The sequence below is a fragment of the Microbulbifer hydrolyticus genome (assembly GCF_009931115.1).
GTDB lineage: Bacteria > Pseudomonadota > Gammaproteobacteria > Pseudomonadales > Cellvibrionaceae > Microbulbifer > Microbulbifer hydrolyticus.
Genome location: NZ_CP047491.1, coordinates 3,384,178 through 3,409,322, shown reverse-complemented (window position 1 = coordinate 3,409,322; position 25,145 = coordinate 3,384,178). Strand labels below are relative to the sequence as shown.

At 57.5% G+C, this 25,145-nt stretch carries 22 protein-coding genes; 11 read left to right on the top strand and 11 right to left on the bottom strand.

Annotated elements, in window-relative coordinates:
- The first annotated feature begins 20 nt into the window (after positions 1–20).
- Positions 21–3,251 carry a carbamoyl-phosphate synthase large subunit gene (gene carB / locus GTQ55_RS14510; protein ID WP_161859388.1) on the top strand — a complete coding sequence of 1,077 codons (3,231 nt, stop codon included), beginning with the start codon at positions 21–23 and terminating at the stop codon, positions 3,249–3,251.
- 145 nt (positions 3,252–3,396) lie between these two features.
- Complete coding sequence (gene greA / locus GTQ55_RS14505; protein WP_161859387.1) at positions 3,397–3,873, top strand: transcription elongation factor GreA; 477 nt, start codon at positions 3,397–3,399, stop codon at positions 3,871–3,873.
- 71 nt (positions 3,874–3,944) lie between these two features.
- On the opposite strand, the gene GTQ55_RS14500 is transcribed toward greA, so the two are convergent.
- From GTQ55_RS14500 to GTQ55_RS14465, 8 genes are all read right to left on the bottom strand, one after another.
- Positions 3,945–4,820 carry a hypothetical protein gene (locus GTQ55_RS14500; protein ID WP_161859386.1) on the bottom strand — a complete coding sequence of 292 codons (876 nt, stop codon included), beginning with the start codon at positions 4,818–4,820 and terminating at the stop codon, positions 3,945–3,947.
- A 116-nt stretch (positions 4,821–4,936) separates the two neighbouring features.
- Positions 4,937–5,812 carry a hypothetical protein gene (locus GTQ55_RS14495; RefSeq protein ID WP_161859385.1) on the bottom strand — a complete coding sequence of 292 codons (876 nt, stop codon included), beginning with the start codon at positions 5,810–5,812 and terminating at the stop codon, positions 4,937–4,939.
- Positions 5,813–6,252: 440 nt separating this feature from the next.
- Positions 6,253–7,170 (bottom strand): hypothetical protein, encoded by a 918-nt coding sequence (locus GTQ55_RS14490; protein WP_237567694.1) that lies wholly within the window; start codon positions 7,168–7,170, stop codon positions 6,253–6,255.
- Positions 7,171–7,198: 28 nt separating this feature from the next.
- Positions 7,199–7,753 carry a hypothetical protein gene (locus tag GTQ55_RS14485; protein ID WP_161859383.1) on the bottom strand — a complete coding sequence of 185 codons (555 nt, stop codon included), beginning with the start codon at positions 7,751–7,753 and terminating at the stop codon, positions 7,199–7,201.
- 47 nt (positions 7,754–7,800) lie between these two features.
- Positions 7,801–8,598 carry a CsgG/HfaB family protein gene (locus GTQ55_RS14480; protein WP_161859382.1) on the bottom strand — a complete coding sequence of 266 codons (798 nt, stop codon included), beginning with the start codon at positions 8,596–8,598 and terminating at the stop codon, positions 7,801–7,803.
- Between the two features lie 189 nt (positions 8,599–8,787).
- The gene (locus tag GTQ55_RS14475; protein ID WP_161859381.1) at positions 8,788–9,207 is read right to left on the bottom strand and encodes a curli assembly protein CsgF; all 420 of its coding nucleotides are present in this window, start codon (positions 9,205–9,207) and stop codon (positions 8,788–8,790) included.
- Positions 9,207–9,653, bottom strand: coding sequence for a curli production assembly/transport protein CsgE (locus tag GTQ55_RS14470; RefSeq protein WP_161859380.1), 447 nt, complete (start codon positions 9,651–9,653; stop codon positions 9,207–9,209). The genes GTQ55_RS14475 and GTQ55_RS14470 overlap by 1 nt, the downstream gene beginning before the upstream one ends.
- Positions 9,650–10,243, bottom strand: a complete 594-nt coding sequence (locus tag GTQ55_RS14465) for a helix-turn-helix transcriptional regulator (RefSeq protein WP_161859379.1) — start codon at positions 10,241–10,243, stop codon at positions 9,650–9,652. The genes GTQ55_RS14470 and GTQ55_RS14465 overlap by 4 nt, the downstream gene beginning before the upstream one ends.
- Positions 10,244–10,692: 449 nt before the next feature.
- Here GTQ55_RS14465 and GTQ55_RS14460 point away from each other — a divergent pair, with 449 nt between their 5' ends.
- The 8 genes from GTQ55_RS14460 (at position 10,693) to GTQ55_RS14425 (ending at position 18,948) form a co-directional block, all read left to right on the top strand.
- Entirely contained in the window at positions 10,693–11,841 is a 1,149-nt protein-coding gene (locus GTQ55_RS14460) for an HlyD family secretion protein (RefSeq protein ID WP_237567693.1), read from the top strand.
- Complete coding sequence (locus GTQ55_RS14455; protein WP_202620627.1) at positions 11,828–12,790, top strand: ABC transporter ATP-binding protein; 963 nt, start codon at positions 11,828–11,830, stop codon at positions 12,788–12,790. The genes GTQ55_RS14460 and GTQ55_RS14455 overlap by 14 nt, the downstream gene beginning before the upstream one ends.
- Positions 12,787–13,911, top strand: coding sequence for an ABC transporter permease (locus tag GTQ55_RS14450; RefSeq protein WP_161859377.1), 1,125 nt, complete (start codon positions 12,787–12,789; stop codon positions 13,909–13,911). Before GTQ55_RS14455 ends, GTQ55_RS14450 begins: the two co-directional genes overlap by 4 nt.
- 260 nt (positions 13,912–14,171) lie before the next feature.
- The gene (locus GTQ55_RS14445) at positions 14,172–15,671 is read left to right on the top strand and encodes a hypothetical protein (RefSeq protein WP_183946663.1); all 1,500 of its coding nucleotides are present in this window, start codon (positions 14,172–14,174) and stop codon (positions 15,669–15,671) included.
- Entirely contained in the window at positions 15,668–16,306 is a 639-nt protein-coding gene (locus tag GTQ55_RS14440; RefSeq protein WP_161859376.1) for a vWA domain-containing protein, read from the top strand. Before GTQ55_RS14445 ends, GTQ55_RS14440 begins: the two co-directional genes overlap by 4 nt.
- 6 nt (positions 16,307–16,312) lie before the next feature.
- On the top strand, positions 16,313–17,119 hold the full coding sequence (locus GTQ55_RS14435; RefSeq protein WP_161859375.1) for a glycerophosphodiester phosphodiesterase family protein: 807 nt from the start codon (positions 16,313–16,315) through the stop codon (positions 17,117–17,119).
- Positions 17,120–18,043, top strand: a complete 924-nt coding sequence (locus GTQ55_RS14430) for a glycerophosphodiester phosphodiesterase family protein (RefSeq protein WP_161859374.1) — start codon at positions 17,120–17,122, stop codon at positions 18,041–18,043.
- Positions 18,040–18,948, top strand: a complete 909-nt coding sequence (locus GTQ55_RS14425; protein ID WP_161859373.1) for an MBL fold metallo-hydrolase — start codon at positions 18,040–18,042, stop codon at positions 18,946–18,948. Before GTQ55_RS14430 ends, GTQ55_RS14425 begins: the two co-directional genes overlap by 4 nt.
- 71 nt (positions 18,949–19,019) lie before the next feature.
- Here GTQ55_RS14425 and GTQ55_RS14420 read toward each other — a convergent pair whose 3' ends face one another.
- Both GTQ55_RS14420 and GTQ55_RS14415 read right to left on the bottom strand, forming a co-directional pair.
- Positions 19,020–22,133: an efflux RND transporter permease subunit gene (locus GTQ55_RS14420; protein ID WP_161859372.1), complete on the bottom strand. Its 3,114-nt coding sequence runs from the start codon at positions 22,131–22,133 to the stop codon at positions 19,020–19,022.
- 96 nt (positions 22,134–22,229) lie between these two features.
- Positions 22,230–23,390, bottom strand: coding sequence for an efflux RND transporter periplasmic adaptor subunit (locus GTQ55_RS14415; RefSeq protein ID WP_161859371.1), 1,161 nt, complete (start codon positions 23,388–23,390; stop codon positions 22,230–22,232).
- 257 nt (positions 23,391–23,647) lie between these two features.
- Here GTQ55_RS14415 and GTQ55_RS14410 point away from each other — a divergent pair, with 257 nt between their 5' ends.
- Positions 23,648–24,310, top strand: a complete 663-nt coding sequence (locus tag GTQ55_RS14410) for a TetR/AcrR family transcriptional regulator (RefSeq protein ID WP_161859370.1) — start codon at positions 23,648–23,650, stop codon at positions 24,308–24,310.
- 72 nt (positions 24,311–24,382) lie between these two features.
- Here the strand turns inward: GTQ55_RS14410 and GTQ55_RS14405 are convergent, their stop codons facing one another.
- Positions 24,383–25,144, bottom strand: coding sequence for an ABC transporter permease (locus tag GTQ55_RS14405; RefSeq protein WP_161859369.1), 762 nt, complete (start codon positions 25,142–25,144; stop codon positions 24,383–24,385).
- Position 25,145 lies beyond the last annotated feature (1 nt).

The following is a 25,145-nucleotide window of genomic DNA, read 5'->3' as shown; positions in this document are numbered from 1 at the left end:
CGGCTAGATACGGAAGAAAGATGCCAAAACGCACAGACATTAAAAGCATTCTGATCATCGGCGCAGGCCCCATCGTCATCGGTCAGGCCTGTGAATTTGACTACTCCGGTGCCCAGGCCTGTAAGGCCCTGCGCGAAGAGGGGTTCCGGGTGATCCTGGTGAACTCCAACCCGGCCACCATCATGACGGACCCGTCCATGGCGGACGCGACCTATATCGAGCCGGTAGAGTGGAAGACGGTTGCCAAGATCATTGAGAAGGAGCGTCCCGACGCCATCCTGCCCACCATGGGTGGCCAGACTGCGCTGAACTGTGCGCTGGCCCTGGATAAAAATGGTGTGCTGGAGAAGTTCGGCTGTGAGCTGATCGGTGCCGACAAGAACGCCATCGAGAAAGCGGAAGACCGCGACCTGTTCGACAAGGCGATGAAGTCCATCGGCCTGGAGACCCCGCGCGCGAAGATCGTCCACACCATGGACGAGGCGAAGAAGGTGCCGGAAGAGTTCGGTTTCCCGGTGATCATCCGCCCGTCCTTCACCATGGGTGGTTCCGGTGGCGGTGTCGCCTACAACTGGCCGGAGTTCGAGGAGATCTGCAAACGCGGCCTCGATCTGTCTCCCACCAACGAACTGCTGATCGACGAGTCCCTGCTCGGCTGGAAAGAGTACGAGATGGAGGTGGTTCGCGATAAGAATGACAACTGCATCATCGTGTGTGCCATCGAGAACTTCGACCCGATGGGCGTACACACCGGTGACTCCATCACCGTGGCGCCGGCGCAGACCCTGACCGACAAGGAATACCAGCTGATGCGCAACGCATCCATTGCGGTATTGCGTGAGATCGGTGTGGAAACTGGCGGTTCCAACGTACAGTTCGGTATGGATCCGAAAACCGGCCGCATGGTGGTGATCGAGATGAACCCGCGGGTGTCCCGCTCCTCCGCACTGGCCTCCAAGGCCACCGGCTTCCCGATCGCCAAGGTGGCGGCCAAGCTGGCGGTGGGGTACACCCTGGACGAACTTCAGAACGACATCACCGGCGGTGCTACCCCGGCGTCCTTCGAGCCGTCTATCGATTACGTCGTTACCAAGATCCCGCGCTTCACCTTTGAGAAGTTCGGTGAGGCGGACGCGCGCCTGACCACCCAGATGAAATCCGTGGGTGAAGTCATGGCCATCGGCCGCAACTTCCAGGAATCCCTGCAGAAAGCCCTGCGCGGTCTGGAAGTGGGCTCTTTCGGGTTTGAGCCGAAGCTCGACCCGGCCGATGTCGGCTCGATGGAAAACCTGCGCCGCGAACTCTCGGTGCCGGGTGCCGAGCGTATCTGGTATGTCGGTGACGCTTTCCGTATGGGTATGAGCATCGACGAGGTTTACGAGCTCTCCGGTATCGATCCCTGGTTCCTGGTGCAGATCAAGGAGCTGGTGGACATCGAAGAGCCGCTGAAGTCCATGCCAACTTCTGCTCTGGACGCGAAGACCATGCGCTTCCTTAAGCGCAAGGGTTTCTCCGACAAGCGACTTGCCGACCTGTTGGGCGTGAGCCAGAAGACTGTGCGCGAGTTCCGCCACAAAATGGGTGTGTTCCCCTCTTACAAGCGGGTGGACACCTGTGCTGCGGAGTTCGCAACCAGCACCGCCTACATGTACTCCACCTATGATGAGGAGTGTGAAGCGGAGCCGACCGACAACAAAAAAATCATGGTGCTCGGTGGTGGCCCCAACCGGATCGGCCAGGGCATCGAGTTTGATTACTGCTGCGTACACGCGGCACTCGCCATGCGCGAAGACGGTTACGAGACCATCATGGTCAACTGTAACCCGGAGACGGTTTCCACCGATTACGACACCTCCGACCGTCTCTACTTTGAGCCGGTAACCCTGGAAGATGTACTGGAAATCGTGCGCAAGGAAAAGCCGGTGGGCGTGATCGTCCAGTTCGGCGGCCAGACGCCACTGAACCTGGCGCGCTTCCTGGCCAACGAAGGGGTGCCGATTATCGGTACCACCCCGGAACAGATCGACCGCGCGGAAGACCGCGAGCGCTTCCAGCAGATGATCATGCGCCTGAGCCTCAAGCAGCCGCAGAACGCCATTGTGCGCTCCGAGTACGAAGCCATCCAGAAGGCGAAAGAGGTGGGTTACCCGCTGGTGGTTCGCCCGTCCTACGTTCTGGGTGGCCGCGCCATGGAGATCGTCTACAAGGAAGACGAACTCAAGACGTACATGAAGGAAGCGGTGGAAGTCTCTGACGAGGCGCCGGTTCTGCTGGATCACTTCCTGCACTCCGCGATCGAAGTGGACATCGATGCCGTGTCCGACGGTCAGGATGTCGTGATCGGTGCCATCATGCAGCACATCGAGCAGTGTGGTGTGCACTCCGGTGACTCTGCGTGCTCGCTGCCGCCGTACAGTCTGCCTGCCGATGTGCAGGACAAGATGCGCGAGCAGGTCAAGGCCATGGCGCGCGAACTGGGCGTGGTTGGTCTGATGAACACCCAGCTGGCCTACCAGGACGGCGAGATCTACGTGATCGAGGTGAACCCGCGCGCATCCCGTACCGTGCCGTTCGTGTCCAAGTGCATCGGCACCTCCCTGGCAAAAATTGCCGCGCGCTGTCAGGCCGGTACCAGCCTGAAAGAGCAGGGCTTCACGACCGAGATCGTGCCGGATTACTACTCCGTCAAAGAGTCGGTGTTCCCGTTCAACAAGTTCCCGAAAGTAGACCCGATCCTCGGCCCGGAAATGAAGTCCACTGGCGAAGTGATGGGGGTAGGCGAAAGTTTCGCCGAGGCCTTCGACAAGGGGCTTATCGGTGCGGGCGATGCGCTTCCGGAATCCGGCAAGGTATTCATCTCCGTACGCGATGTGGACAAGCCCGGCGTAGTGGATGTGGCCCGCGAGTTGTCCGGCCTCGGCTTTGACCTGGTGGCTACCCGCGGTACCGCCAAGGTCTTGCAAGAAGCGGACATTACCGTTACAACGGTAAACAAGATGAGCGAAGGCCGCCCGCACATCGTCGATATGATCAAAAACGACGAAATTGCGCTGGTGGTAAACACCACTGAGGGGCGTCAGGCCATTCGCGATTCTGCGGACATCCGTCGCAGCGCCGAGAACCACCAGGTTTGCTACACCACGACCCTGGCTGCGGCCCGCGCCATGGCAATGGCCATGCAGATTGCCGAGCCACACAAGGTTCGCAGCCTGCAGGAGTTACATCAGCGTGTAGTGCGTCTGCAAAACTGATCGAGCGTTTATAACGGTGGCCCCGGGGGCTGCCAATTCTGAAAGCTCCGCCGTGTGGCGGAGCTTTTTTGTTAAAGAAATACTCTAAATAACCATCGCGACTGGCCGTGAACCGTCGTGGAAAACCGAGATTCTGGAGGTTCCTGTGAACCGAGTACCTATGACTGTTGAAGGCGCAGAAGCCCTGCGAGCAGAACTGGACGACCTGAAGAAAGTCCAGCGCCCGTCTGTCGTTCAAGCCATCGCTGAAGCCCGTGAACACGGCGACCTGAAAGAAAATGCCGAATACCATGCGGCGCGCGAAAAGCAGGGCTTCATAGAGGGCCGGATTCAGGAAATCGAAGCCAAGCTGTCTATGGCGCAGGTTATTGATGTCAAAAGCATCGAGCCCATGGACAAGGTAATTTTCGGCACTACCGTTACCATCATTCGTACGGAAGACGACTCTGAAGTGACCTACAAGATCGTGGGTGACGATGAGGCGGATGTGAAGAAACAAAAGATCTCCGTGAACTCACCTATTGCCCGTGCGCTCATCGGTAAAGAGGTCGGTGATGTGGTAGTGGTGCAAACGCCGTCCGGTACCATCGAATATGAAATCGATGCGGTAGAGCATATCTGACCTTTGCGATCCTCTCTTAAAGAATAAGGCGGCCATTGGCCGCCTTATTTTATTTGCAGATGTCTAAAAGATTACTGTAACACCGTGGCAGTATTGCCGATGCCCACCTGATTGATGATTGCCGTTTCGGCAATGCCCGTCTGACTAATATAGGCGTCGTTGAGAAGGCCAGACTGACTCACGATAGCGGAATGCCCGAGTCCCAGCTGATTGATTACGGCACTGTTGAATTGGCCAATCTGATCCAAAACGGCAGAGTGATACCATCCGGCCTGGAAAACCAAAGCCCGGTTGCCAATACCATCCTGCATTATGTCTACGTTGTTGTAGAAGCCCGCCTGATTGGCGGCGGCATAATTCAGCAGGCCACTCTGGGTAATGGTCGCGATATGACCGACGCCGACCTGGGCGATTTCGGCTTCGTTATCGACCCCACTTTGAATAATGTACGCATCAGAATCCAGGCTCCCATATTGGCCGATAAAGGCGTTGAGCAATGTGCCTGTCTGTTGAATCATTGCGGTGTTACCGGAGCCGGCGATTTGTAAAACAGTGCCTTCATTGCTGAAGCCCTGTTGCTGAATTATCGCCGTATTTGCGCTGCCACCAAACTGGAAGGTATTTGCGCTGTTTCCTGCGCCACCCTGCTGAATGATCGCAGTGTGGTCCGTGCCGCCGGACTGCAGGGAATAGGCATTGTTAAATGCGCCTTCCTGCACTTGCATGATGGTGCTTTGGGATACCGACACCTGTTCTGCATAGGCTTCATTCAAAAAGCCGGTCTGGTTTTGCAGAATGGTATTGCCGATTGCTCCGGCGTCATCCTGGTCCGCTACCGCATTGTTGGCTACGCCATTCTGGTTAAGAATCGCGGTGTTTTCATCAGCGATGGCCATCCCGCTTGTGGCGAGAAGTACCGCTGCCGTGAGAGGAATTACGGATTTCACTAGAATCTCCTTTACTGCTTACCTCAAAGGGAGATTGCGGGAGAGGCTGCCTTGTCTTCACTAAAAGATGGGCGGCCTTGCGGCCGCCCCGGTAGCTTGAAAGACAGGCTTCCGGCTTACTGCATGATGCTGCCGGTGTTGCCAATACCGACCTGCAGAGCAGTGGCATTTTCAAACAGGCCAACCTGAGTGGTCAGGTGCCCGTTCAGCAGGCCAACCTGAGTGGTTGTAGAGTCGTGGCCAATACCGAGTTGCGCGGTACCTGCACCGTTAAGGAGCCCAATCTGGGTAGTGGTTTGGCTGTTAAATGCGCCAGCTTGAGACACTCCGGCCAGGTTCAAAGCGCCAAACTGGTTAACACTGGACGAGTTGCCCAGGCCACCCTGCAGTACGCCTGCAACGTTCGCAACACCGACTTGCAGGATGTCAGAATCCTGTGCGATGCCAGTCTGTACGGTGCCTGCGACGTTGAACAATCCCAGTTGGGTGGTGTCTGCATTCGAGCCGAAGCTGGCAACCTGCAGTGTGCCCTGAAGGTTGCCTGCACCTACCTGAGTAGAACTGGCGGAGTTACCGACAGCCAGTAGCTGCACGATGCCTGACGCGTTGAAGGCGCCTGCCTGGAAGATTGAAGCGCTGTTCAGCAGGGCTGCCTGCTGTAAGGTAAAGGCATCGTTACCAATACCGATCTGCAGACTGGTGCTGCTGTTGAAGGCGCCAACCTGCTGCAATGCGTTAGCGTCGTTGAAGGCACCGAGTTGGGTTTGTGTGATGGTGCTGAGCAGCTGTACGTCCTGCTCTGCATAGGCGTCGTTGAACAAGCCAAACTGGGTTTGGTTAATAGTGTTGAACCAGGTGGCCGGGCCGGTCTGGACTGCGTCGGCATCGTTGACAATACCGACCTGAGTTTGGTTTGCGGTGTTACCACCCGCAAAAGCTGCTCCGCTCACGGCCAGTAGGACTGCTGCGGCGATGGGGGAAAACGTCTTCATGAGTTGCTCCTTTACTTCGGACGTTAATACAACCAGCCCCGGGGGTGCTGATTAATTATGGTGCTGAAGGCAGCGCCATATTCGTGTGGGGTAGGTCGTGTTTGCGGCTGACTGTTCAAGCGCTTACGGCCTCCCGATACTCTCTGTATTCATCGATTTCCAGTGACAATCGAGTTCGCTGAGCACAGCTTTAAGTTGGTTGATATTTAATCAGGTTGGGTGAAAAGTAACCTTGATGTATAGAGTGTTGTAGGTGAGAGGGTGGGGCGCTATAGGACGGAAGTCATGAAACCCTAGGAAGAAAGTACAATTTTTAATCAGTTTTTATTCCCGTTCGCTGGGTTTCATAACTGAAATTGCGAAAAATGGCGCACATTTTCCCTTTTGGGGAAAAGTGCAGTGCGTGAGGAAAGGGAGTGACGCCCGGAGAGATGTGGCAATCAGTGGGTCAGCGAGACGGAATTGCCATTGCCGAATTGGGTGACGACCGCAGTGGATGACGTGCCTGTCTGCAAGATGGCAGTGGCGTTGAAATTACCGACTTGGCTGATCACCGACTGGTGGCTACCGCCCAGCCCAAAAGCACCACTTTGCATGACGCCCAGTTGGTTGAAGGAGCCACTTTGGGTGGCGCTAATATTATTGTTGTTATCAACCTGCATCAGATTGGTCTGATTGGCAAACCCGGTTTGCAGGATGTCTACCTCCTGTTGGGTGCCGCTCTGTCGCGCGCTGACCATGTTGAAGGCCCCTTGCTGCGTAATCGCTGAAAACAGCACAAAGCCCCTCTGGTCCACATTGGTTTCATTGTCATTGCCACGCTGTTCGACGAAAGCCCGGTCGTAAAAACTGGTGCTTTGGGAGATGTCGGCCTGATTAAAAATACCGACTTGTGTGACCTGTACTTTGTTGTAGTTACTGTTTAATTGCTTCACGTCGGAAAGGTTGCCGAAGCCGCTCTGGCGAGCAGTTACCGCATTGTCGTAAGACACGGACTGCAAGGTGTTGGCGGTATTCTCTGCGCCCACCTGCAGGTTCTGGATGGTATTGGCAGATCCGAACTGCTGCTGGGAGCGGATAGTGTTATAGGTGCCGTCCTGAACTTGAGAAATTCGGCTACTGGTTTCTCCCTTCTGGGTACCCTCCGCGATGTTACCGACCCCTTGTTGTTCCTGTTCAAACATATTCTTGCGGGAGTCGGGTGCCGCCTGCTCGGATATTGCCAGGTTCGCGAGGCCATCCTGATACTGGTAAGCGGTGTTTTCCTCTGACGAGCTTTCACTGGCGGCAAAAGAAACCATCAGTGCTGCGCAAAAGCGGAAAGGCAGTTTTGAATTCAGAAACCTGGATACGCGCATGTCTATTGCTCAGAATCTTGCCCGGCCATCAGTCGTACTGATTGATGGTGGTATTCATGGAAACCCCGGACTGGGTGACCGAAGTGTGAAGTCCGTTGCCGCGCTGGTTGATTGTTACCTGGTTTGACAGCCCAATCTGCTCCACCGTGGCGGAGTTCCGCACGCCGTATTGAGTAATGCCCGCCTTGTGCCCGAATCCTGTCTGCTCAAGCAGAATCATGTTCTCGTATCCGGCCTGCAGTAGCGCGGCAATGTTGCTGTCTCCAAGCTGCTGCGCGATGACGCTGTTCGCTTCGCCCGCCTGCGTAATCAAGAGAAGATTCTTGAAGCCTATCTGTTGAGCCGAGAGAAAGTTGATGGTGCCGGATTGCTCTGCGGAAATATGGTTGAAATTGCCTTCCTGATTGATGATGGCGAGGTTAGCGATGGAATAGGCGCCGAACAATTCCAGCTCGCTGCTCGCTTCCAGTTCAGAGATTTCATTCACCTCAGCGGAATGAGCAAGATGCGCGAACGCAGTGCATGCGTAAATCAGTGAGATCAGTGCGCAGGTTCTTTGGGCGCGGCAAGCTTTTGTTGGCATGGAAACTCTGACTCTCGCGTAAGTCGGGAATTATTTCCCTTTATTGATTACAGAATGGCGATGCTTTCATTCAGGTAGTACTGCAGCACCGGATTGTTGATCTCATCCGGGTTCTGCAGCGCCCAGGAATTATTGACGATGCCCTGGCCAATCAAATGAATGACAGCCGATTCCATCGCGGAAAGCAGTGCCAACTGGGCGGGTTCATTAGTGGTGGTTCCCAGTTCAATTTCCAGCAGTCGCTTGAATTTCACGTAGCGGAATACGTCTGCACTGATGGCCTTTGAATAGACGGTTTTCGAGGTCAATACGGAGTGGAGTACCCGGCCGGAGCGAATGTCCACCGCGCGCAGATTCACCGTGATCTGGTCTACCCGGTACTGCTCATCGGCGCCAATGCCGAAGTAGCGGGCGCCAGCGCCACCGGTGCGTATATTCGTGTCATAGGCCACAATTCCACCTTCGAGCAGGATATTGGCGGCAACCAGTGAGGGGAGCATCAGGTTGTTTTCAGGTGCATCGGGCTTGGCCAGTGCTGCACGGATGATTTTCCGCTCGGTGAGCAGGTTTTGCAGGCCCTCCCGCTCCAGCGGAATAAACCACCCTGACTCGTTCAGTACATTCATCAGCATGGACGCGGCGCCCTGGGTCACCGCGGTGGAAAAGCTACTGGCGGGTGCGGGCTTGTACTGACCGGTTTGGTCGCGGAAGTTGTATACCGCAGCAAGGATTTTTCCCTTGGGCTGGGGGAGGTTTAGCAAGTCGCGATAGGTGTCATTCCGCGGAGTCAGCTTGGCTTCCTCAAGCCCGGGGCCGAACAGGGCGTCGCCGGTGTTCTTGACCATGGTGCAGCCACTCGACGTCACTAAAAAAGCCAAGGCGGTAGCGATTATGGAACCTCTTTTAAACATCACGCTTTCTCCAGTTTTATTCGCGATTATTCAGGATGAACGAGTCAGTCCGGGATGCTTCTATGGGGACTTGGTGTTGATAGTCAAACCTCGTTGTACGTCTGCCTGATTTGCCTGTGAGTATTAGTTGGTCGGGTTGAGGCCACTGACGACAATTTCACTTGTATCGCCGGTAGCGCGATCGGTGACCAGTACCGTGAGTACGCCATCGTTATCCACAATCTGGACAATAAAATCGTCGGTTATCAGTTCGCCGCTATTGCCGTTGCCCACGTCGGTCAACAGCTGGTTGAGCAGTCGGGTTTCCAGGGAATCGGTAAACCGGTCGAGCGCACTCGGCTGCTTATACAGGTCTTCGGGGCGATCCGGGTCTTTGTGATCATCCTGGGATTGGGCATTGGAAATCAGGTAGTTGCCGTTCAGGGGATTGCCACCGAAGTTAGGGTTTCGAGGCTCATACACGAGCTCTGTGGCGAATGCGCTGGTACCGACGAGGACCACGCAAGAACCCAGTGTTATGGCGGTCGCTATTTTGCTCTTCATTAGAATTCATCCTTGCCTAGGTCATAGTGATCGGTGAACGCCTGACGGATTTTTTCCTGCAGCACCATTTCGTGAATCATTGTTGCCGCTTCTTCCGCCAGCGCCTTGATGTTGTTGGTGCTGGGGCTGACAAAGCGCCGAAAGACGGTGTCGTTGTTATACGTAATCCAGATGAGGTTTCCCCAGCGGGCCGAGGGGCGCTCCCTGATGGTGAGGTTGTACTCGCTATCCGGATAATTCAGATTTCGGTACTCACTCATGTAGCGTGCGAAATCGTGCCCGGTTCGGGTTATGGTTTGATCCACGTTGAACCCGCTAATTTCATCTTCAATGCGACCGCTACTGGGCTTTTCCGGAGCTTCTTCCAGTGGCGCGATATCGTCCGATCTGGTGACCAGAGGGGTGCTTAATCCCAGAAGGAGAACCACCCAGAGGAGGCTCTTCATGTCCTCTCAACCTCTAAATGCAGTTTTGCCCAATTGCTAGCCTGCAGGCGGTTCTTCACACCTATTTTCCGAAAAATGTTATACATGTGGTTTTTTACGGTGTGCTCACTCAGGTGCAAGCGCGAGGCGATAATACTGTTCGGCTCCCCGGTCGTGAGCTGGGCAAGAATTTCCTGTTCACGCTTGGTCAGTAGTAGTCTTGTGCGGTAGCCCGGATCTTCCTGTGGTCGAGAGCTTCGTAGTCCTGACTCGAGCCGGTGGATTAATTCCTGTTGTCCGGTATTGCTGTCGCAAAGGAATGCGAATTTCCGTTCTTCCAGTGGTCCGGAGATATGGGTGGATAAATCGCAGGGAACATTTATCAGTAGGACTTTCGGGTGGTTGATGTTTCTTATATAGTTGAATTCTGCGCACGGTGTGGATTTAGACGTAAGCACAAAGCAATTAACGACAATCGCGTCGTAGGTGTTGAGGCAGTGCTTCTGCTTTCCAAATTCTGATTTTTCCCAGTTGAGTGGGAGTTGCTCTGAAATGAGAGAGAACAGCAAGTCCCCGTGAAGGCCGGAATCGCTCAAAAAGAGAAACGGCATAGATGACCCCAGTAATTAATCAATGGCGTGCTCAAGGTGAGACCAGCGTTCCAGAAATAGGCGGATTCAAGCCCCTGTGAATACTCCTATTGTTACTTCTTGGTCCGAAAATTTTTTTCTTCCCGATTTTAGGAGTCTGTGCCGTCCCGAATACGTGGAAAATCTCATTCCTTGAGAAATTTGTATGGAGTGTAGACGGGAATCCCGGTGGAACTGCTTAATAAGGTGACACTCGTTACATAATTTTTTTTCTTAAAAATGCTTCTTTTAAGAAGGCTTTGTTCGCGGGTTAATTTTTTTATAATTTTTGGGAATGTTTTTTACCGTGCAATCCTGGGGGGATTTTTACGCTGCTGTAAAACGGCTTTTCGCTGATGGTCGCGACAAGGTAGGATTCTTTGTTGAGCTCTGTGTGGAGGTTTGAGAAGAAATCTTTGATGCGAACGCTTTTGGGGTCATCCTTTTGGTATGGCTTTGCCCTGTTGGTCCTGTTTTTCGGCGCCTCCTGCAGCGAGCCGAAAGATGTGGCACTCGGAACTCTGGAATGGGATCGCATAGCGCTGCCTGCGCCAGTGGCGGAGAAAATCGTCGAAATTCGCGTGCGTGAGGGGCAGCGTGTCGCGCAGGGCCAGGTGTTGCTGCAGTTGGATCCCCAACAAACCCGTGCACGCTTGCGTTCCGCTGAAGCGGCAGCGGCACGTCAGGCCGCGGCGCTGGACGAATTGAACGACGGCCCCAGGGTAGAAGAGATCGCGCGCGCCAGGGCGGAGGTCGAAGCGGCACAAGCCGAGGCCCGGGACCGGCTCGCAGATTACCGGCGGCTGCAGGAGCTGGGCAAAAAGAATTACGCATCCAGGTCGGATATTGATGCCGCCCAGGCTTCGGCAGAGAGTGCCCAGGCCCAGGTGCGTGTGGCGCAGGAGCAGTTGCTGGAGCTGGAGCGCGGCACGCGTGTGGAAGATATCGAGCAGGGGCAGGCGGCACTGGCGGAGGCGCGCGCACAGGCACAGGCGCAGCGTGTGCTGCTGGAAAAACTCACGGTGCGCGCGCCGCAGCCCGGCGTTGTCGACAGTATTCCTTTCAAGTTGGGCGACGAAGCGCCGGTGGGTGGTTCTCTCGTCATCATGTTGACCGGAGAAACGCCTTACGCCCGCGTATATGTTCCCCAGCGAGTGCGACTGGATGTACAGGTCGGCGGGGGCGCGCAGATTCATCTTGAGGGGCTGGGCAAGCGCAGGGGAGAGGGCGGTGCGCCAGCTGGTCGAGTTGGCCCCTTTTCGGGAAAGGTCCGCATGGTGCGTAATGAACCCAGCTTCACACCGTACTATGCCCTCACCGGGGACGACGTCACTCGCCTCAGTTATATCGCGGAAATACAGCTGGGCGAGGATGCTGCGCACTTGCCGGCGGGGGTGCCGCTCAAGGCGACATTTTTGAATGCCGGTGTCGCCACTGCCGGAAGAAGTCCAGACTCCGGGCCTCAACCCTTGCGCGACCCGGGCGACCGGGATCCGCCGCAACAGCCGGCCGGCCGCGGAACACACTCTGATTCGGATCAGCACGCCGACGAATATGGGCCCTACGATGGCGGAAAGTGACACCGCGATCAGGGCGCGGGGGCTGAGTAAACACTTCGGCAGCCTGAAGGCCGTCGATGATCTGGACCTTACGGTGCACCGTCGTCAGGTGTATGGGTTTCTCGGCCCGAATGGCTCCGGCAAGTCCACCAGTATCCGGATGCTGTGCGGCCTGCTTACGCCAACCGCGGGTGAAATCGAAGTCCTGGGCCTGGCCATCCCCCAACAGGCCGAGGTATTGCGCCAGCATATCGGCTACATGACCCAGCAATTCTCCCTGTTTACCGATCTTACCGTGCGCGAAAACCTGGAGTTTCTCGCCGCAGTGCAGAATATGCCCGCGAAAAAGGCGCGTTCCCGCGTCGATGAGCTGTTAACCGAATACCACTTTGAAGGGCGCGCGAATCAACTCGCCGGGACCATGAGTGGTGGCCAGAAACAGCGCCTGGCCCTGGCGGGCGCCATCATCCACAAGCCGGAGCTCCTGTTTCTCGACGAGCCCACCAGTGCGGTTGACCCGGAGTCGCGGCGGGACTTCTGGGAGAAGCTATTTGAACTTACTGACGCGGGTACCACGATTCTCGTATCGACCCATTACATGGACGAGGCCGAGCGCTGCCACCGGCTCGCCATTCTCGATCGTGGCCGGCTTGTCGCGGATGGCAGCCCCGCCGAGCTCACCGGCGACCTGGATGGCAGCACCCTGCTGGTGGAGACAGACCGGCAACGGCAGGCGAAGCGTGCCTTGTTGCCAATACCGGGGGTGATCAGTGCGGCGCAGATTGGCAACAGCCTGCGTGTGCTGATTGATGGGGAAAGGGTTGATCAGCACCAGATCGAGGAGGTGCTGGCGCGGGAGGGGCTGGATGCGCGGGTAGGGCCGGTAACGCCGAGTCTGGAAGATGTATTTGTCGCCGTTACCCACCAGCAGGCCCGGAGTGATGCGTTGGCAAAGGAATCCGGGCCTTGAATTGGCGTCGACTGTTCGCGGTATTGGTCAAGGAGTTCCGGCAACTGCGCAGGGACAGGATGACCCTGGCGATGATTATCGGTATCCCCATCATGCAGCTGGTGTTGTTCGGTTATGCGATCAACCTCAACCTGCGCAACCTGCCGGCGGCAATCGCCGACCAGTCCAACACCAGTGCTTCCCGCCGGCAAGTGATGGACATGCTGGCCACTGGTGTGATCGAGCCGGTTGCCGATGCAGAGACGCCCGAGCAATTGATGGAGCTGCTGCGTCGCGGCGAGATCAGCGTGGGTATTGCGATTCCCTACGACTACGAGCGTCGCCTCGCGCGCGGGCAGGAGGCCATCCAGATCCTGGTGGATGGCAGCGATACCGTTGTGCAGAGTGCAGCAGCGCAGCTAGCCCAGGTACCGGTGGGCGAGCCGCCACCGGAAAACAACACCCGCTTGCCGGACAGGCAGTCCTCAATACCCTTGCCACAGCGCCCGGTAAGCATCGTGAGCTTCTACAACCCCCAGCGAATATCGGCGATCAATATCGTGCCGGGGCTCATCGGTATCATTCTCACCATGACCATGGTGATGTTTACCTCGGTGGCCATCGTACGCGAGCGGGAGCGGGGCAATATGGAATTGCTGATCGCCACGCCGGTGAGCAGTGCCGAGCTGATGATTGGCAAAATACTGCCGTACGGCATGATCGGCCTGATCCAGACCAGCCTGATCCTGTTACTCGGCAAGTTTCTGTTTCAGGTGCCGATCCGGGGGAGCCTGCTGGATGTGTATATTGCCGCGCTACTGCTGATTCTCGCCAACCTGGCCATGGGGCTGTTGATCTCCACGCGCGCCCAGTCCCAGTTCCAGGCGATGCAGATGACCTTCTTCGTGTTCCTACCGTCTATCCTGCTGTCCGGGTTTATGTTTCCCTTCGACGGAATGCCACATGCGGCCCAATGGCTGGCGGAGCTGCTGCCGCTGACGCACTTTATACGCCTGATTCGCGGCGTGATGTTGCGCGGCGCGGGAATTCTTGAGCTGTGGCCGGACCTTGTGGCACTGATCGGGTTTATCCTGCTGATGATGACACTCGCCATTCTACGGTTTCGCAAACGGCTGGATTGATCCGGTTGGCGCCTATATCAACGTCCAGCCCACTTTCCCTGCGCACCCCCCTCCCTGCCAGACACTTTCACCACACTGGCGTGCCGATTCTCACCGTATTTGTGACTCTATAAAGGAAACCGCCGCCCAGCCTTGGTAGGATGTGGAGGAACTTCTCTATTTCTGGTGGCATTAGGTGCCACCAGCCCACTACAAGACTGAGGTCGGGTCTGTACGTACGTTAACTGTTGCTGCCTGTCAGCAAGGGAGGAAGCTGTACCATGACCGGAATCTTCCAGAGCCTGCCACCGTGGTTGTGGTTTGTTATCGCACTGGTTGCGCTGTTTTTGGCGCGCAAGCCTGTTCACCAGGGAATCCTTGCCCTGGCGCGTTTTTTTCATCAGTCCCTGCGCCTCGGTGCCAACGCGGTGGCCGCCGCGGAAGGGCGCCTGCAATTACGCAACCGGGAAGTACTGCTCGCGGCGGGGCGCGAAGCCACCGAGCGACATGTCGAGCGTGAATTTGACCGTATCGAAGCGGCGATGAAAAAGGAGCTGGCCCAGTACCCGGCACTACATCGCAAACTGTGCGAGCAGCTCACCGCCATCGATGAGGACTACGTACGCAGCGCCGAAGTACCGCCGGAGCCCACCAACTGGGCCAAGGCCATCAAGGCGGTGGCCGAGATCCCGGCCAAGCAGGACCCGGTGGTTGGCGATGTGCTGGAAACCATTCACGGGTCCATGCGCAAGGCAGAGGGCAAGGCACTCGAGGCCTATCGGGAATCCGCCCGCGAACGCCACCAGCTGCTCAAGCGCATGATGCCGGCGTGGCGCTCTATCCTGAAAAGCCTGGGCAAGGTGAATAAAACCGTTACTACCGTACAGCAGCGCGCCAGGGTGGTGGATGGTCACATGGAGCGGTACGAGGAAATCCTGCAAGGCAGCGACCGCGCCCAGCGCATGCTGTCGTCTTCCTCGCTGAGTCAGTTTTTTATTTCCGCCTTCGTGCTCGCCATCGCCGTTGGCGGTGCGCTGATCAACTTCCACCTGATTGCGCGGCCAATGACCGAGATGGTGGGAGGGACCAGTTATATTGGTAATTTCAAGGTCGCCGATATATCCGCCCTGGTGATTATCCTGGTGGAGATCACCATGGGGCTGTTTGTGATGGAGTGCCTGCGGATCACGCGCCTTTTCCCGGTGATCAGCGCGCTCAGTGACAAGCTCCGAACACAGATGATGTGGGCGGCCCTGGTGCTGCTGTTTTTCCTTGCCACCGTGGAGGCCGGGCTGGCCTTTATGCGCGAGGTGCTGATGCAGGAAGACCTGGCGGTGAGCGCACAGCTGCGCGGTGCCGAAGTAGCGACGGTGGACGGCGGCGTTTACTGGATTACCACTGCCGCACAGATGGGGATGGGGTTCATTCTGCCGTTTGCACTGACGTTCGTCGCCATACCGCTGGAAAACTTTATCGCCTCCACACGCACCGTCATCGGAATTGTTAGCGCGTTTACCCTGCGCTTGCTGTCGGTCGTATTGCGTCTCACCGGCACTGGTCTCCTGCGGTGCGGAACCCTGCTGGTACGGGCCTACGATATCCTCATCTTCCTTCCGCTCTGGCTGGAGGCACGCTTTATTGGCTGGCGCCAGCAGATCGCCGAGAAATCGGCCGAGCAGGCTTCTCCGTCGGCTTCGAAAGCGTCTGCAAAAACGGCACCTAAGCGGACTTCAAAAGCATCTTCAAAAACCGCTTCCACTCTGGAGGGGCAGACAACATGAAAAAAGCGATAGCACTGTGCATGTTACTGATCCTTTCCGGGTGTGGAGAGCCGGTGGCGCGTAACCAGGGTGTCTATATGTTGATCGACACCTCGGGCACCTACACCGAGGAACTCGGCAAGGCGCAGCAGGTGATCAATTTCACCCTGGCCAGACTGAATCCCGGGGATACGTTTGCCGTGGCCAGCATCAACACCGGCAGCTTCAGCGAGAAAAATATTCAGGCCAAAGTCACCTTCGACGACCGGCCCAGCGTCGCCAATCGGCAGAAGCAGGCATTCCAGCAGAGTATCGATGCCTTTGTTGCGGGCGCACAACCGGCGGCCTACACGGACATCACCGGCGGCCTGCTGCAGGCGGTGGAATTCCTCAATGAAAAGAAGCCGGGGCGAAAAACCATCCTGATTTTCTCGGACCTCAAGGAAGAGATAAAACAGGGCTACAATCGCGACCTGCCGCTGGAATTGAATGGGTTTGATCTGGTTGCACTGAATGTAACCAAGCTCAACAGCGACAATGTGGACCCCAGTGAATACCTGGGCCGGCTGCAGCAATGGCAGGAAAAAGTTGAGCAGGGCGGGGGTAGCTGGCGCGTGGTCAACGACCTGGAACGGCTGGAAAAAATCCTGCCGTGAATAGCCTTGAGCGCCACTGATTCCTGGCTGACGCCCGGTCGTTCGCGCCCGCTGGTAATCGCCCATGGCGACGAAGCCGGGCGCGGTCTCTACCCGGGCAATACACTGCTGTACCTGCGGAAAATGGTCGCACTCGGCGTGGACGCACTGGAGATGGATTTGAATCTCACGGCCGATGGTCGGCTGGTATTGCTCCACGATGCCACGCTGGAGCGTACCACCGATGGCAAGGGCTCGGTGCAAGACAAGACCCTGGAGGAACTGCGCGGGCTAAACGCCGCGTACCACTGGTCGCCGGATGGCGAGCGGTTTCCCTATCGCGACAACCCGCTGCCGCTGGTCACCATCGACGAGGTCTTTGCCGAATTTCCGCGGACCCCGATGATCATTGAGCTCAAAAATTCAGACCGCCGCGCGGCACAAATACTGGCCCGGTCCATCGAGAAGGCCGGCTGTCATGACCGGGTGATCGTATCGTCCTTCCACGGTGGGGTGATCCGTGCATTCCGCAGCCTGTGCCCGCAGGTGGCTACCGGCGCGACCCTGCCCGAGGCGCTGCTCTTTTTCGCCGCCCAGTGTGTGTTTGCCGAGAAGCTGCTCAGGCCCGCCTACCAAACCATGCAGTTGCCTACCCGTTACTATGGATTGCCCGTGTACACCGCGCGGTTTGTGCACGCGGCGCGCCGCTGTCACCTGCACATTGCCGTGTGGACGGTAAATGAGGTTGAATCCATGAAAAAATACACAGTCCTGGGTCTGGACGGAATTGTTACCGACCGACCCGACAGGCTGCTGTCGATGCTGGATAACTGAATGATCAAACGTTTACTGCTGTTGTTACTGCTCGCCCTGCTGGCTTTTGTCGGCTGGCGCTACCTTGCCGCGCGGCCCGCAGCCGATACCGGGCTGCAGTTTCCACACCATCAAACCGAGGGCTTTCGCCGGCCCCTGGTTATTGCCCATGCGGATGACTCCGGGGCCGGGCTTTACCCGGGAAATACGCCGGTGTTTCTGCAACAGATGGCGGCGATGAAAGTGGATGTGCTGGAAATGGATGTCCATGCCACTGCGGATAATGAGCTGGTGCTGATGCACGATGCCACGGTGGATCGCACCACGGATGGCGAGGGCGCAATCGTCGATAAGACCCTGGCAGATCTGAAAACACTCAACGTAGCGTATAACTGGAGCCGGGACGGGAAAAGCTACCCTTATCGCGACAGTCCGCAGCGTATTCTCACGGTGGATGAGGTATTCAGGCAGTATCCCAAATACCCCATGGTGATCGAGCTGAAAAGCCCCGGCGAGGATGCGGCGCAATCCCTGTGTCGCAAGCTCAAGGCGTTCAACAAAAGCAATCAGGTCATCGTGTCTTCCTTCCACCAGCAAGCCATCGATGCTTTTCGCAGGGACTGCGGCCACGTCGCCACCGGTGCCGGTGGCGACGACGTAAAAGTGTTTGCGCTGGCCACAAGGGTGGGCGCCTTTCGGCTTCTGAGCCCCAACTACCAGGCGTTGCATATTCCGGTTGAATACGACGGTATCAACCTGGTGAGCGCCAACGCCGTCGCGCAGGCACAGAACCACGGGGTGCGTGTCGATGTGTGGACAATCAACGACGAGCTGCAGATGCGTCGCCTGATTGAGATGGGGGTCGACGGCATCATGACTGACCGTCCCGATCGGCTGATAAAAGTAATTGAAGAGATACAGGAATTTCAGGAGATGAGTGAATGAGTAAATCGATTCTGAGACACCTGCTAACGGTGGGACTGCTTGCGGCGACCGCGATGCAGGCCGAGGCGCAGCGGGATTTCTCACAGGTGGAAATCGAGCCCCAGCCAGTGGCAGACAACCTGTACATGTTGACCGGTGCCGGGGGCAATATTGCGCTGTTTACCGGCGATGACGGCGCCTTTATGGTGGATGACCAGTTCGCGCCGCTGAGTGAAAAAATTCTCGCCGCGGTGTCAACGCTCACCGACAAGCCGCTGCGTTTTGTCATCAACACCCACTGGCATGGCGACCATACCGGTGGCAATGAAAACATGGGCAAGGCGGGTGCATTGATTGTGGCGCATGAAAATGTGCGCAAACGTATGAGCACCGAGCAGTTCACCAAGCTGTGGGACCGTACCACCCCGCCATCCCCGGCGGCGGCGCTGCCGGTCATCACCTTCACCGACGTCACCACCTTTCACTGGAACGGGGATGAAGTACGGGTACAGCATGTGGGCCCGGCGCATACCGATGGCGACTCGATCATTCTGTTCAAACAGGCCAATGTGATTCATATGGGGGATACCTTCTTTAATGGAAGTTATCCCTACGTCGATTTGTCCGCGGGTGGTAGCGTCGATGGCGTGATCGAAAATGCGCGCCGGGTACTGGAGCTGGCAGATGACAAGACCAAGATCATTCCCGGCCACGGTCCGCTGACCGACAAAAAAGGATTGCAGCAGTACCACGATCTGCTGGTGCGCCTGCGCAGCAAAATCAAGACGCTGGTGGACGCGGGGAATACCAGAGAGCAGGTAATCGCCGCAAAGCCGACGAAAGAATTTGATGAGCACTACGGGCAGGGCTTTATGAAACCGGATGTCTGGACCGGGATCGTATACGACTCGCTCAAGCAGCAGTAAGGCTACGCAAATAAAAAAGGGCAAGGTACCTATAGTTAGTACCTTGCCCTTTTTTTTGCCTGCCGTTCGGTTCAGTGCGCGGGCGCTATATCCGAACCGGCAGTCACCGGCTTGCCGGTTGCATCAAGCGGGTTTTTGACCCGGAACCAGGCGGCGTAAAGCGCCGGCAAAAACAGCAGGGTGAGTGCGGTAGCCACGATCAGCCCGCCCATAATCGCGACCGCCATCGGGCCAAAAAAGTCGCTGCCGGAAAGCGGAATCATTGCCAGTACCGCGGTCAGTGCCGTCAGCACGATCGGGCGGAAGCGACGCACGGTAGACTCGATGATGGCCTCCCAGGGGGAAAGCCCCTGGCGGATATCTTGTTCGATCTGGTCTATCAGGATTACCGAGTTCCGCATGATCATGCCCGCCAGGGCAATGGTGCCGAGCATGGCAACAAAGCCAAACGGCTTGTTGAACAGCAGCAGGAACAGTGTCACCCCAATCACACCCAGCGGTGCGGTGAGAAACACCATGGTGGAAAGGGAGAAGCTGCGCAGCTGCAACATCAGCAGGGTAAACACCACCAGTACAAACAGCGGCATGCCGGCATTGACGGATTTCTGGCCGCGCGCAGACGCCTCCACACTGCCGCCGATCTCCAGCAAATAGCCCGGCGGCAATGTATCGCGCAGCGCCTGGAGTTGTGGCCAGATATCCGCCACCACCGTTGCCGGCTGCTGGCTACCGTAGATATCTGCGCGCACCGTTACGGTTGGCAGGCGGTCGCGATGCCAGATAACCCCTTCCTCAAATCCGTAATCGAGGGTGGCCAGCTGGTTCAGTGGCAGAGAATCGCCGGTGTCGGTCTGTACCGCCAGGTTGCCCAGTTGTGCCAGTGCCTGCCGCTCCCGCTGCTCACCGCGAACCGCGACCGTAATCAGTTCATTGTCTTCCCGGTACTGGCCTACCGCGGTGCCGGAGAGGGATCCCTGCAGCGCGCGGGAGAGGGACGCGCTACTCACGCCCATCTGCCGGATACGCGCCTGGTCCAGCGCCAGGTTCACCACCTTGCTCGGCTCTTCCCAGTCCAGGTGCACGTTCGCCACATCGTCATTGGTGCGCACGATTTTCGCTACCTCGCGGGCGATACGGCGCGCCTCGCCGATATGTTCCCCGGAAACCCGGAACTGCACCGGGTAACCCACCGGCGGGCCATTTTCCAGGCGCGATACCCGCGAGCGCACTGCAGGGAACTGTTCCCGCAGGGCGGAGATCAGCCACAGCCGCACTTGCTCCCGCTCTTCCACGTTGCGGGTCAGCACCACAAACTGGGCAAAGCTGGCGGCCGGTAGTTGCTGGTCCAGGGGCAGGTAAAAACGCGGGGACCCGGTGCCCACATAGGCTACGTAGTTTTCCACCAGTGGATTCTGCGAAAGCAGGCCCTCCAGGCGGGCGGCCTGTTCCTCGGTGGCGTGCAGGGAAGCGCCTTCATTCAGCTTGAGATCCACCATCAGCTCCAGGCGTGCGGATGAGGGGAAGAACTGCTGGGGAACGAAGCGGAACAGAAAGATCGAACCGACAAAAACGAGCGCGGTCAGCAACAGCACGGATTTTCGATAGCTCAAACACCAGTGGAGTACCCGGCGGAAGCGCTGGTAAAACGGTTTGCTGTAGGGATTGTGGGAGTCGGTATGACTGGCTGATCCACCGTGGCCGTTGCGCTGCGGCAGCAGGCGATTGCCCAGGTAGGGCACAAAAATGACTGCGGCCACCCAGGAGGCGAGCAGCGATAGCGTGACCACCTGGAAAATGGAGCGGGTGTATTCACCGGTGCCGGATTGTGCGGTGGCAATGGGCAGGAATCCCGCTGCGGTAATCAGGGTGCCGGTCAACATGGGGAAGGCGGTGCTGTTCCAGGCAAAGCCGGCAGCTTTCAGCCGGCTCAGGCCCTGTTCCATTTTGATCGCCATCATCTCCACCGCGATGATGGCATCGTCCACCATCAGCCCCAGTGCCAGTACCAGAGCCCCGAGTGAAATTTTATGCAGGCCGATATCAAAGTAATTCATCAGTGCGAAGGTCATCGCCAGCACCAGCGGGATGGAAAGCGCCACAACCAACCCTGTGCGGAACCCAAGCGAGAAAAAGCTCACCAGCATGACGATAAGGAGAGCTTCCGCCAGTACCTTGACGAATTCCCCTACACTGCTTTTCACCGCCGCCGGCTGATCGGAGACCTTGCTCAGGGTCAGCCCCACCGGCAGGTCCTGCTGCAGGGTTTCTATCGCGGCGTCCAGCCGCTCGCCCAGTTGCAGAATGTCGCCACCGGACTTCATCGAAACCGCGATACCGATGGCGTCTTCCCCCATAAACCGCACGCGCGGTTGCGGCGGGTCGCTGAACCCTCGTTGTACGCTGGCGATATCACCCAGCGTCAAGGTATGTCCATTGGCGTGTATCGGGAACTGGCGGATTTCCTCCACACTGCGGAACTGGCCGCTGACCCGGATTCGCACCCGGTCGCTGACCGCTTCCACGATGCCTGCGTCCGCCATCTGGTTTTGTGCCTGTAGCACAGACTGCACTGCCGAGAGTGGAATGCCCAGGGATGCCAGCTTGGCGTTGGAGATTTCCACCCAGATTTTTTCGTCCTGCAGGCCCAGCAGTTCCACCTTGCCCACATCGTCCACCCGTTGCAGTGCGAGCTGCAGGCGGTCCGCATAGTCTTTCATCAGTGCATAGTCGAAACCCTGGCCGGTGAGTGCGTAGATGTTGCCAAAGGTAGTGCCGAATTCATCGTTGAAAAACGGCCCCTGAATATCCGGCGGCAGGGTGTGTCGAATATCGCCCACTTTTTTCCTTACCTGATACCAGAGGTCGGGAATCTCTGCGGAGTGCATGCTGTCGCGGGCGACAAACATCACCTGTGACTGGCCGGGGCGGGAGAACGAGGTGATGCGCTCGTACTCGCCTGTTTCCATCAGCTTCTTCTCGATGCGCTCGGTTACCTGACGGGATACCTCGCTGGCGCTGGCTCCCGGCCACAGTGTGTTGACCACCATCACCTTGAAAGTAAACGGCGGATCTTCGCTTTGCCCCAGTTGGGTATAGGAGAGCGCGCCGGCAAGGCCGAGTACCAGCATGGCGTAGAGCACCAGCGGGCGATTCTTCAGCGCCCACTCGGAAAGGTTGAATTGCATCTTGGTTTGTCCGTGGTCGGTAGATACAGGAATTTTCGCTAGTGAAGGGACTGGGGATTGTTATCCTGTGAACCGCAGCGGCGGTTCACATCCTTCTCAAAGGCTTTGCGCCAGCCTGTCATCGGATTCGATCGGTCTGTTCTGGCGATCCACCGGGCGCACCCGCTGTCCCTCGCGCACCAGCTGGGTACCGGCCGCGAGCACCCAGTCTTCCGGGCGCAGGCTCGATAGAACTTCCGCGTATTCATGGCCGTAGCTGGAAACGGTGACCGCCACTTTGTGCAGGGTGAAATTGTCCGGGTCCATACGCCATACATGCGCGTCAACGCCGTCGGCGGTAATGGAAGACATGGGCAGGCGCTGGGCGGGGCGGCTGTCACTGGTTTGTGCGGTGCGTGCGTACACCCGGGCGCTTTGTCCCAGCTGGGGCTTTGTCGCTGTACCCGGGTCATCGGCAGAGAACGCGACCCGCGCTTCAAAGGTACGCAGGCCGGCTTCGGCCGCGGGGGAAAGTTCGCGTACCTGGCCGTCGATCGGCGTACCCGGCTGTGACCACATTTCAATGGTCACCGGCTGGCCGACGGCAAAGCGTGGCATTTCCTGCTCCGGCAGGTCGATGCGCACCTCGCGTTCGCCATCGGCCGCCATCACAAAAACCGTCTGCCCGGCGCTGATCACCTGGCCCGCGTCGATGTTGCGGCGGGTGATGACGCCGTCGGCGGGGGCTTTCAATACCGCGTATTGCGCCTGGTTGTCCGCAACTTTCCACTGGGCGCGGGCGCGTTCCAGTTGCGCGACGCTGCTGTCGTAGCGGGTTTTTACCGCGTCAAATTGGGACTCCCCAATCAGCTTGCGCTCCAGCAGTCCACGGTAGCGGGTCAGTTCATTACTGGCATTGCGGTTTTCGGTCTTTGCGGCCTCCAGTTGCGCGCGTGCCGCATCCCGCTGCAGTTGCAGGTCCTGAGCATCCAGTTCCGCCAGCGGCTGGCCCTGCTTGACCCGGTCTCCCTCCTCGACCAGTCGGCGGGTGACCGCGCCACCTACCCGGAAGGCGAGTGCCGGTTCGTGCCGTGCGTGTACTTCACCCGGGTAGACCGCAAGCTGGCTACCGGCAGCGGTGGGATGGACCACGATGGCCGGGCGCGGGGGCTTGGTTTTCTCGGCTTCCGGTGCCGAACAGGCGGCAAGACTGAAAAGGGAGACAAGCGTGGCTGCCACCCGGAGCGTGGCCAGACGGCAGGGAAGGACACTGTTCATGGATACCTCATTCCTTGTGGTTCACGGGGCAGAGCGCACTTGGGGGTGGGGTCGGATGCGGAAACTGGTACAGTTGTCTGCATTGCCACCGTGTTCCACACCGCACTGGCGCCCATTGCTATACTGGTTATTACTGAACTGGAAGGTTTAGAAAGTATAGTAAGTATAATGAACTCGCGAGTCCACTAATTGAGTGGCAGCGAGCGCGTGCTTCAACATTTCATTGTTGAAGTGCGACAGAATGACGATGAAAGCCCATGAGCGAACAGATTTCACCCAACGTGACCCCAGCATCCACCAGCCGTGGCCGCCCGAAAGACCCCGCCAAACGGCAGGCGATTCTGGAAGCGGCCAAGCACCTGTTTCTTTCCCACGGTTTTACCGGCACGAGTATGGATGCGGTGGCCAGTGAGGCGGGCGTCTCCAAGCTGACGGTGTACAGCCACTTCTCCGATAAGGAGACGCTGTTCAGCGCCGCCATCGAGGCCAAGTGTTGCAGCCAGATGCCGGTGGTGATGTTTACCCTGGAGCAGGGGGTGCCGGTCGCGGAAATGCTGCAGAAGATCGGCGAGGCCTTTCTGGATATGCTCTACCACGAGGATTCGCTGAAGCTGATGCGCCTGATCAGCGCTGTCGGTGCTCAGGACCAGACCATGGCGAACCTGTTCTACGAGGCGGGCCCCCAGCGTACCCGCAATGAAATGATCCGTTTCCTGAACCGTGCCTGTGAGCTGGGCCAGCTACAGGTGGCAGATACGGAGCGGGCGTCGGAGTTGTTCTTCGGTATGTTGCAGGGCGGCTGCACGCACATCCAGATTATGCTGGGTTGTAGTGAGCCGCCTGGCAAGCCGGAAATACGCCTGCATGTAGCGGAAGTGGTGCGGGTGTTCACCCGGGCGTATCGACCTGTGCCAGCGTAGTTCTGTGCTTTGCCCATAAAAAAGCCCGCGGGGAAAACACCAGCGGGCTTTTTTTTGCATTCAGGTAGCGGGTCAGCTGCGAATCTTGTAACCGGTACGGAAAATCCACCAGATTCCGCTCATGCACAGCAGCAGGAAGAACAGGGTCATGCCCAGGCTGATCCCCACATTTACATCCGCCACTCCATAGAAGGCCCAGCGGAAACCGCTGATCAGGTACACCACCGGGTTGAACAGGGTCACCTTCTGCCAGAACTCTGGCAACATATTGATGGAATAGAAGGCGCCGCCGAGAAACGTCAGCGGGGTAATCACCATCAGCGGGATAATCTGCAGTTTCTGGAAGTCATCCGCCCAGATGCCGATGATGAATCCGAACATGCTGAAGGTGATCGCAGTCAGGATCAGGAATCCAAACATCCAGAAAGGATGGGCGATCTCATAATCCACAAAAAAGCGTGCGGTGATCAGGATCAGCAGACCGATGACCACTGACTTGGTCGCGGCTGCCCCCACATAGCCCGCGACAATCTCGAACGCGGATACCGGCGCCGACAGTACTTCGTAAATCGTCCCGGAAAATTTCGGAAAGAAAATCCCGAACGAGGCATTGGAAATACTCTCACTCAGCAGCGACAGCATGATCAGCCCGGGAATGATGAAGGCCCCGTAGCTGACACCTTCGATATCACCGAGTCGCGAGCCGATGGCAGTGCCGAATACGATAAAGTACAGGCAGGTGGATATCACCGGCCACGCAATACTCTGCATGAGGGTGCGCGCGGTGCGGGCCATTTCAAATTTGTAGATGGCGCGGATGCCGTAAATATTCATT

What these genes read in the sequence shown, in the direction of transcription:
- GTQ55_RS14405 (WP_161859369.1), bottom strand. Translation starts at nt 25,144, where the DNA reads ATGAATATTTACGGCATCCGCGCCATCTACAAATTTGAAATGGCCCGC.
- GTQ55_RS14485 (WP_161859383.1), bottom strand. Translation starts at nt 7,753, where the DNA reads ATGCCAACAAAAGCTTGCCGCGCCCAAAGAACCTGCGCACTGATCTCA.
- GTQ55_RS14465 (WP_161859379.1), bottom strand. Translation starts at nt 10,243, where the DNA reads ATGCCGTTTCTCTTTTTGAGCGATTCCGGCCTTCACGGGGACTTGCTG.
- carB (WP_161859388.1), top strand. Translation starts at nt 21, where the DNA reads ATGCCAAAACGCACAGACATTAAAAGCATTCTGATCATCGGCGCAGGC.
- GTQ55_RS14430 (WP_161859374.1), top strand. Translation starts at nt 17,120, where the DNA reads ATGATCAAACGTTTACTGCTGTTGTTACTGCTCGCCCTGCTGGCTTTT.
- GTQ55_RS14475 (WP_161859381.1), bottom strand. Translation starts at nt 9,207, where the DNA reads ATGAAGAGCAAAATAGCGACCGCCATAACACTGGGTTCTTGCGTGGTC.
- GTQ55_RS14425 (WP_161859373.1), top strand. Translation starts at nt 18,040, where the DNA reads ATGAGTAAATCGATTCTGAGACACCTGCTAACGGTGGGACTGCTTGCG.
- GTQ55_RS14470 (WP_161859380.1), bottom strand. Translation starts at nt 9,653, where the DNA reads ATGAAGAGCCTCCTCTGGGTGGTTCTCCTTCTGGGATTAAGCACCCCT.
- GTQ55_RS14415 (WP_161859371.1), bottom strand. Translation starts at nt 23,390, where the DNA reads ATGAACAGTGTCCTTCCCTGCCGTCTGGCCACGCTCCGGGTGGCAGCC.
- GTQ55_RS14455 (WP_202620627.1), top strand. Translation starts at nt 11,828, where the DNA reads ATGGCGGAAAGTGACACCGCGATCAGGGCGCGGGGGCTGAGTAAACAC.
- GTQ55_RS14495 (WP_161859385.1), bottom strand. Translation starts at nt 5,812, where the DNA reads ATGAAGACGTTTTCCCCCATCGCCGCAGCAGTCCTACTGGCCGTGAGC.
- GTQ55_RS14420 (WP_161859372.1), bottom strand. Translation starts at nt 22,133, where the DNA reads ATGCAATTCAACCTTTCCGAGTGGGCGCTGAAGAATCGCCCGCTGGTG.
- GTQ55_RS14440 (WP_161859376.1), top strand. Translation starts at nt 15,668, where the DNA reads ATGAAAAAAGCGATAGCACTGTGCATGTTACTGATCCTTTCCGGGTGT.
- GTQ55_RS14410 (WP_161859370.1), top strand. Translation starts at nt 23,648, where the DNA reads ATGAGCGAACAGATTTCACCCAACGTGACCCCAGCATCCACCAGCCGT.
- GTQ55_RS14445 (WP_183946663.1), top strand. Translation starts at nt 14,172, where the DNA reads ATGACCGGAATCTTCCAGAGCCTGCCACCGTGGTTGTGGTTTGTTATC.
- GTQ55_RS14490 (WP_237567694.1), bottom strand. Translation starts at nt 7,170, where the DNA reads ATGCGCGTATCCAGGTTTCTGAATTCAAAACTGCCTTTCCGCTTTTGC.
- GTQ55_RS14480 (WP_161859382.1), bottom strand. Translation starts at nt 8,598, where the DNA reads ATGGTCAAGAACACCGGCGACGCCCTGTTCGGCCCCGGGCTTGAGGAA.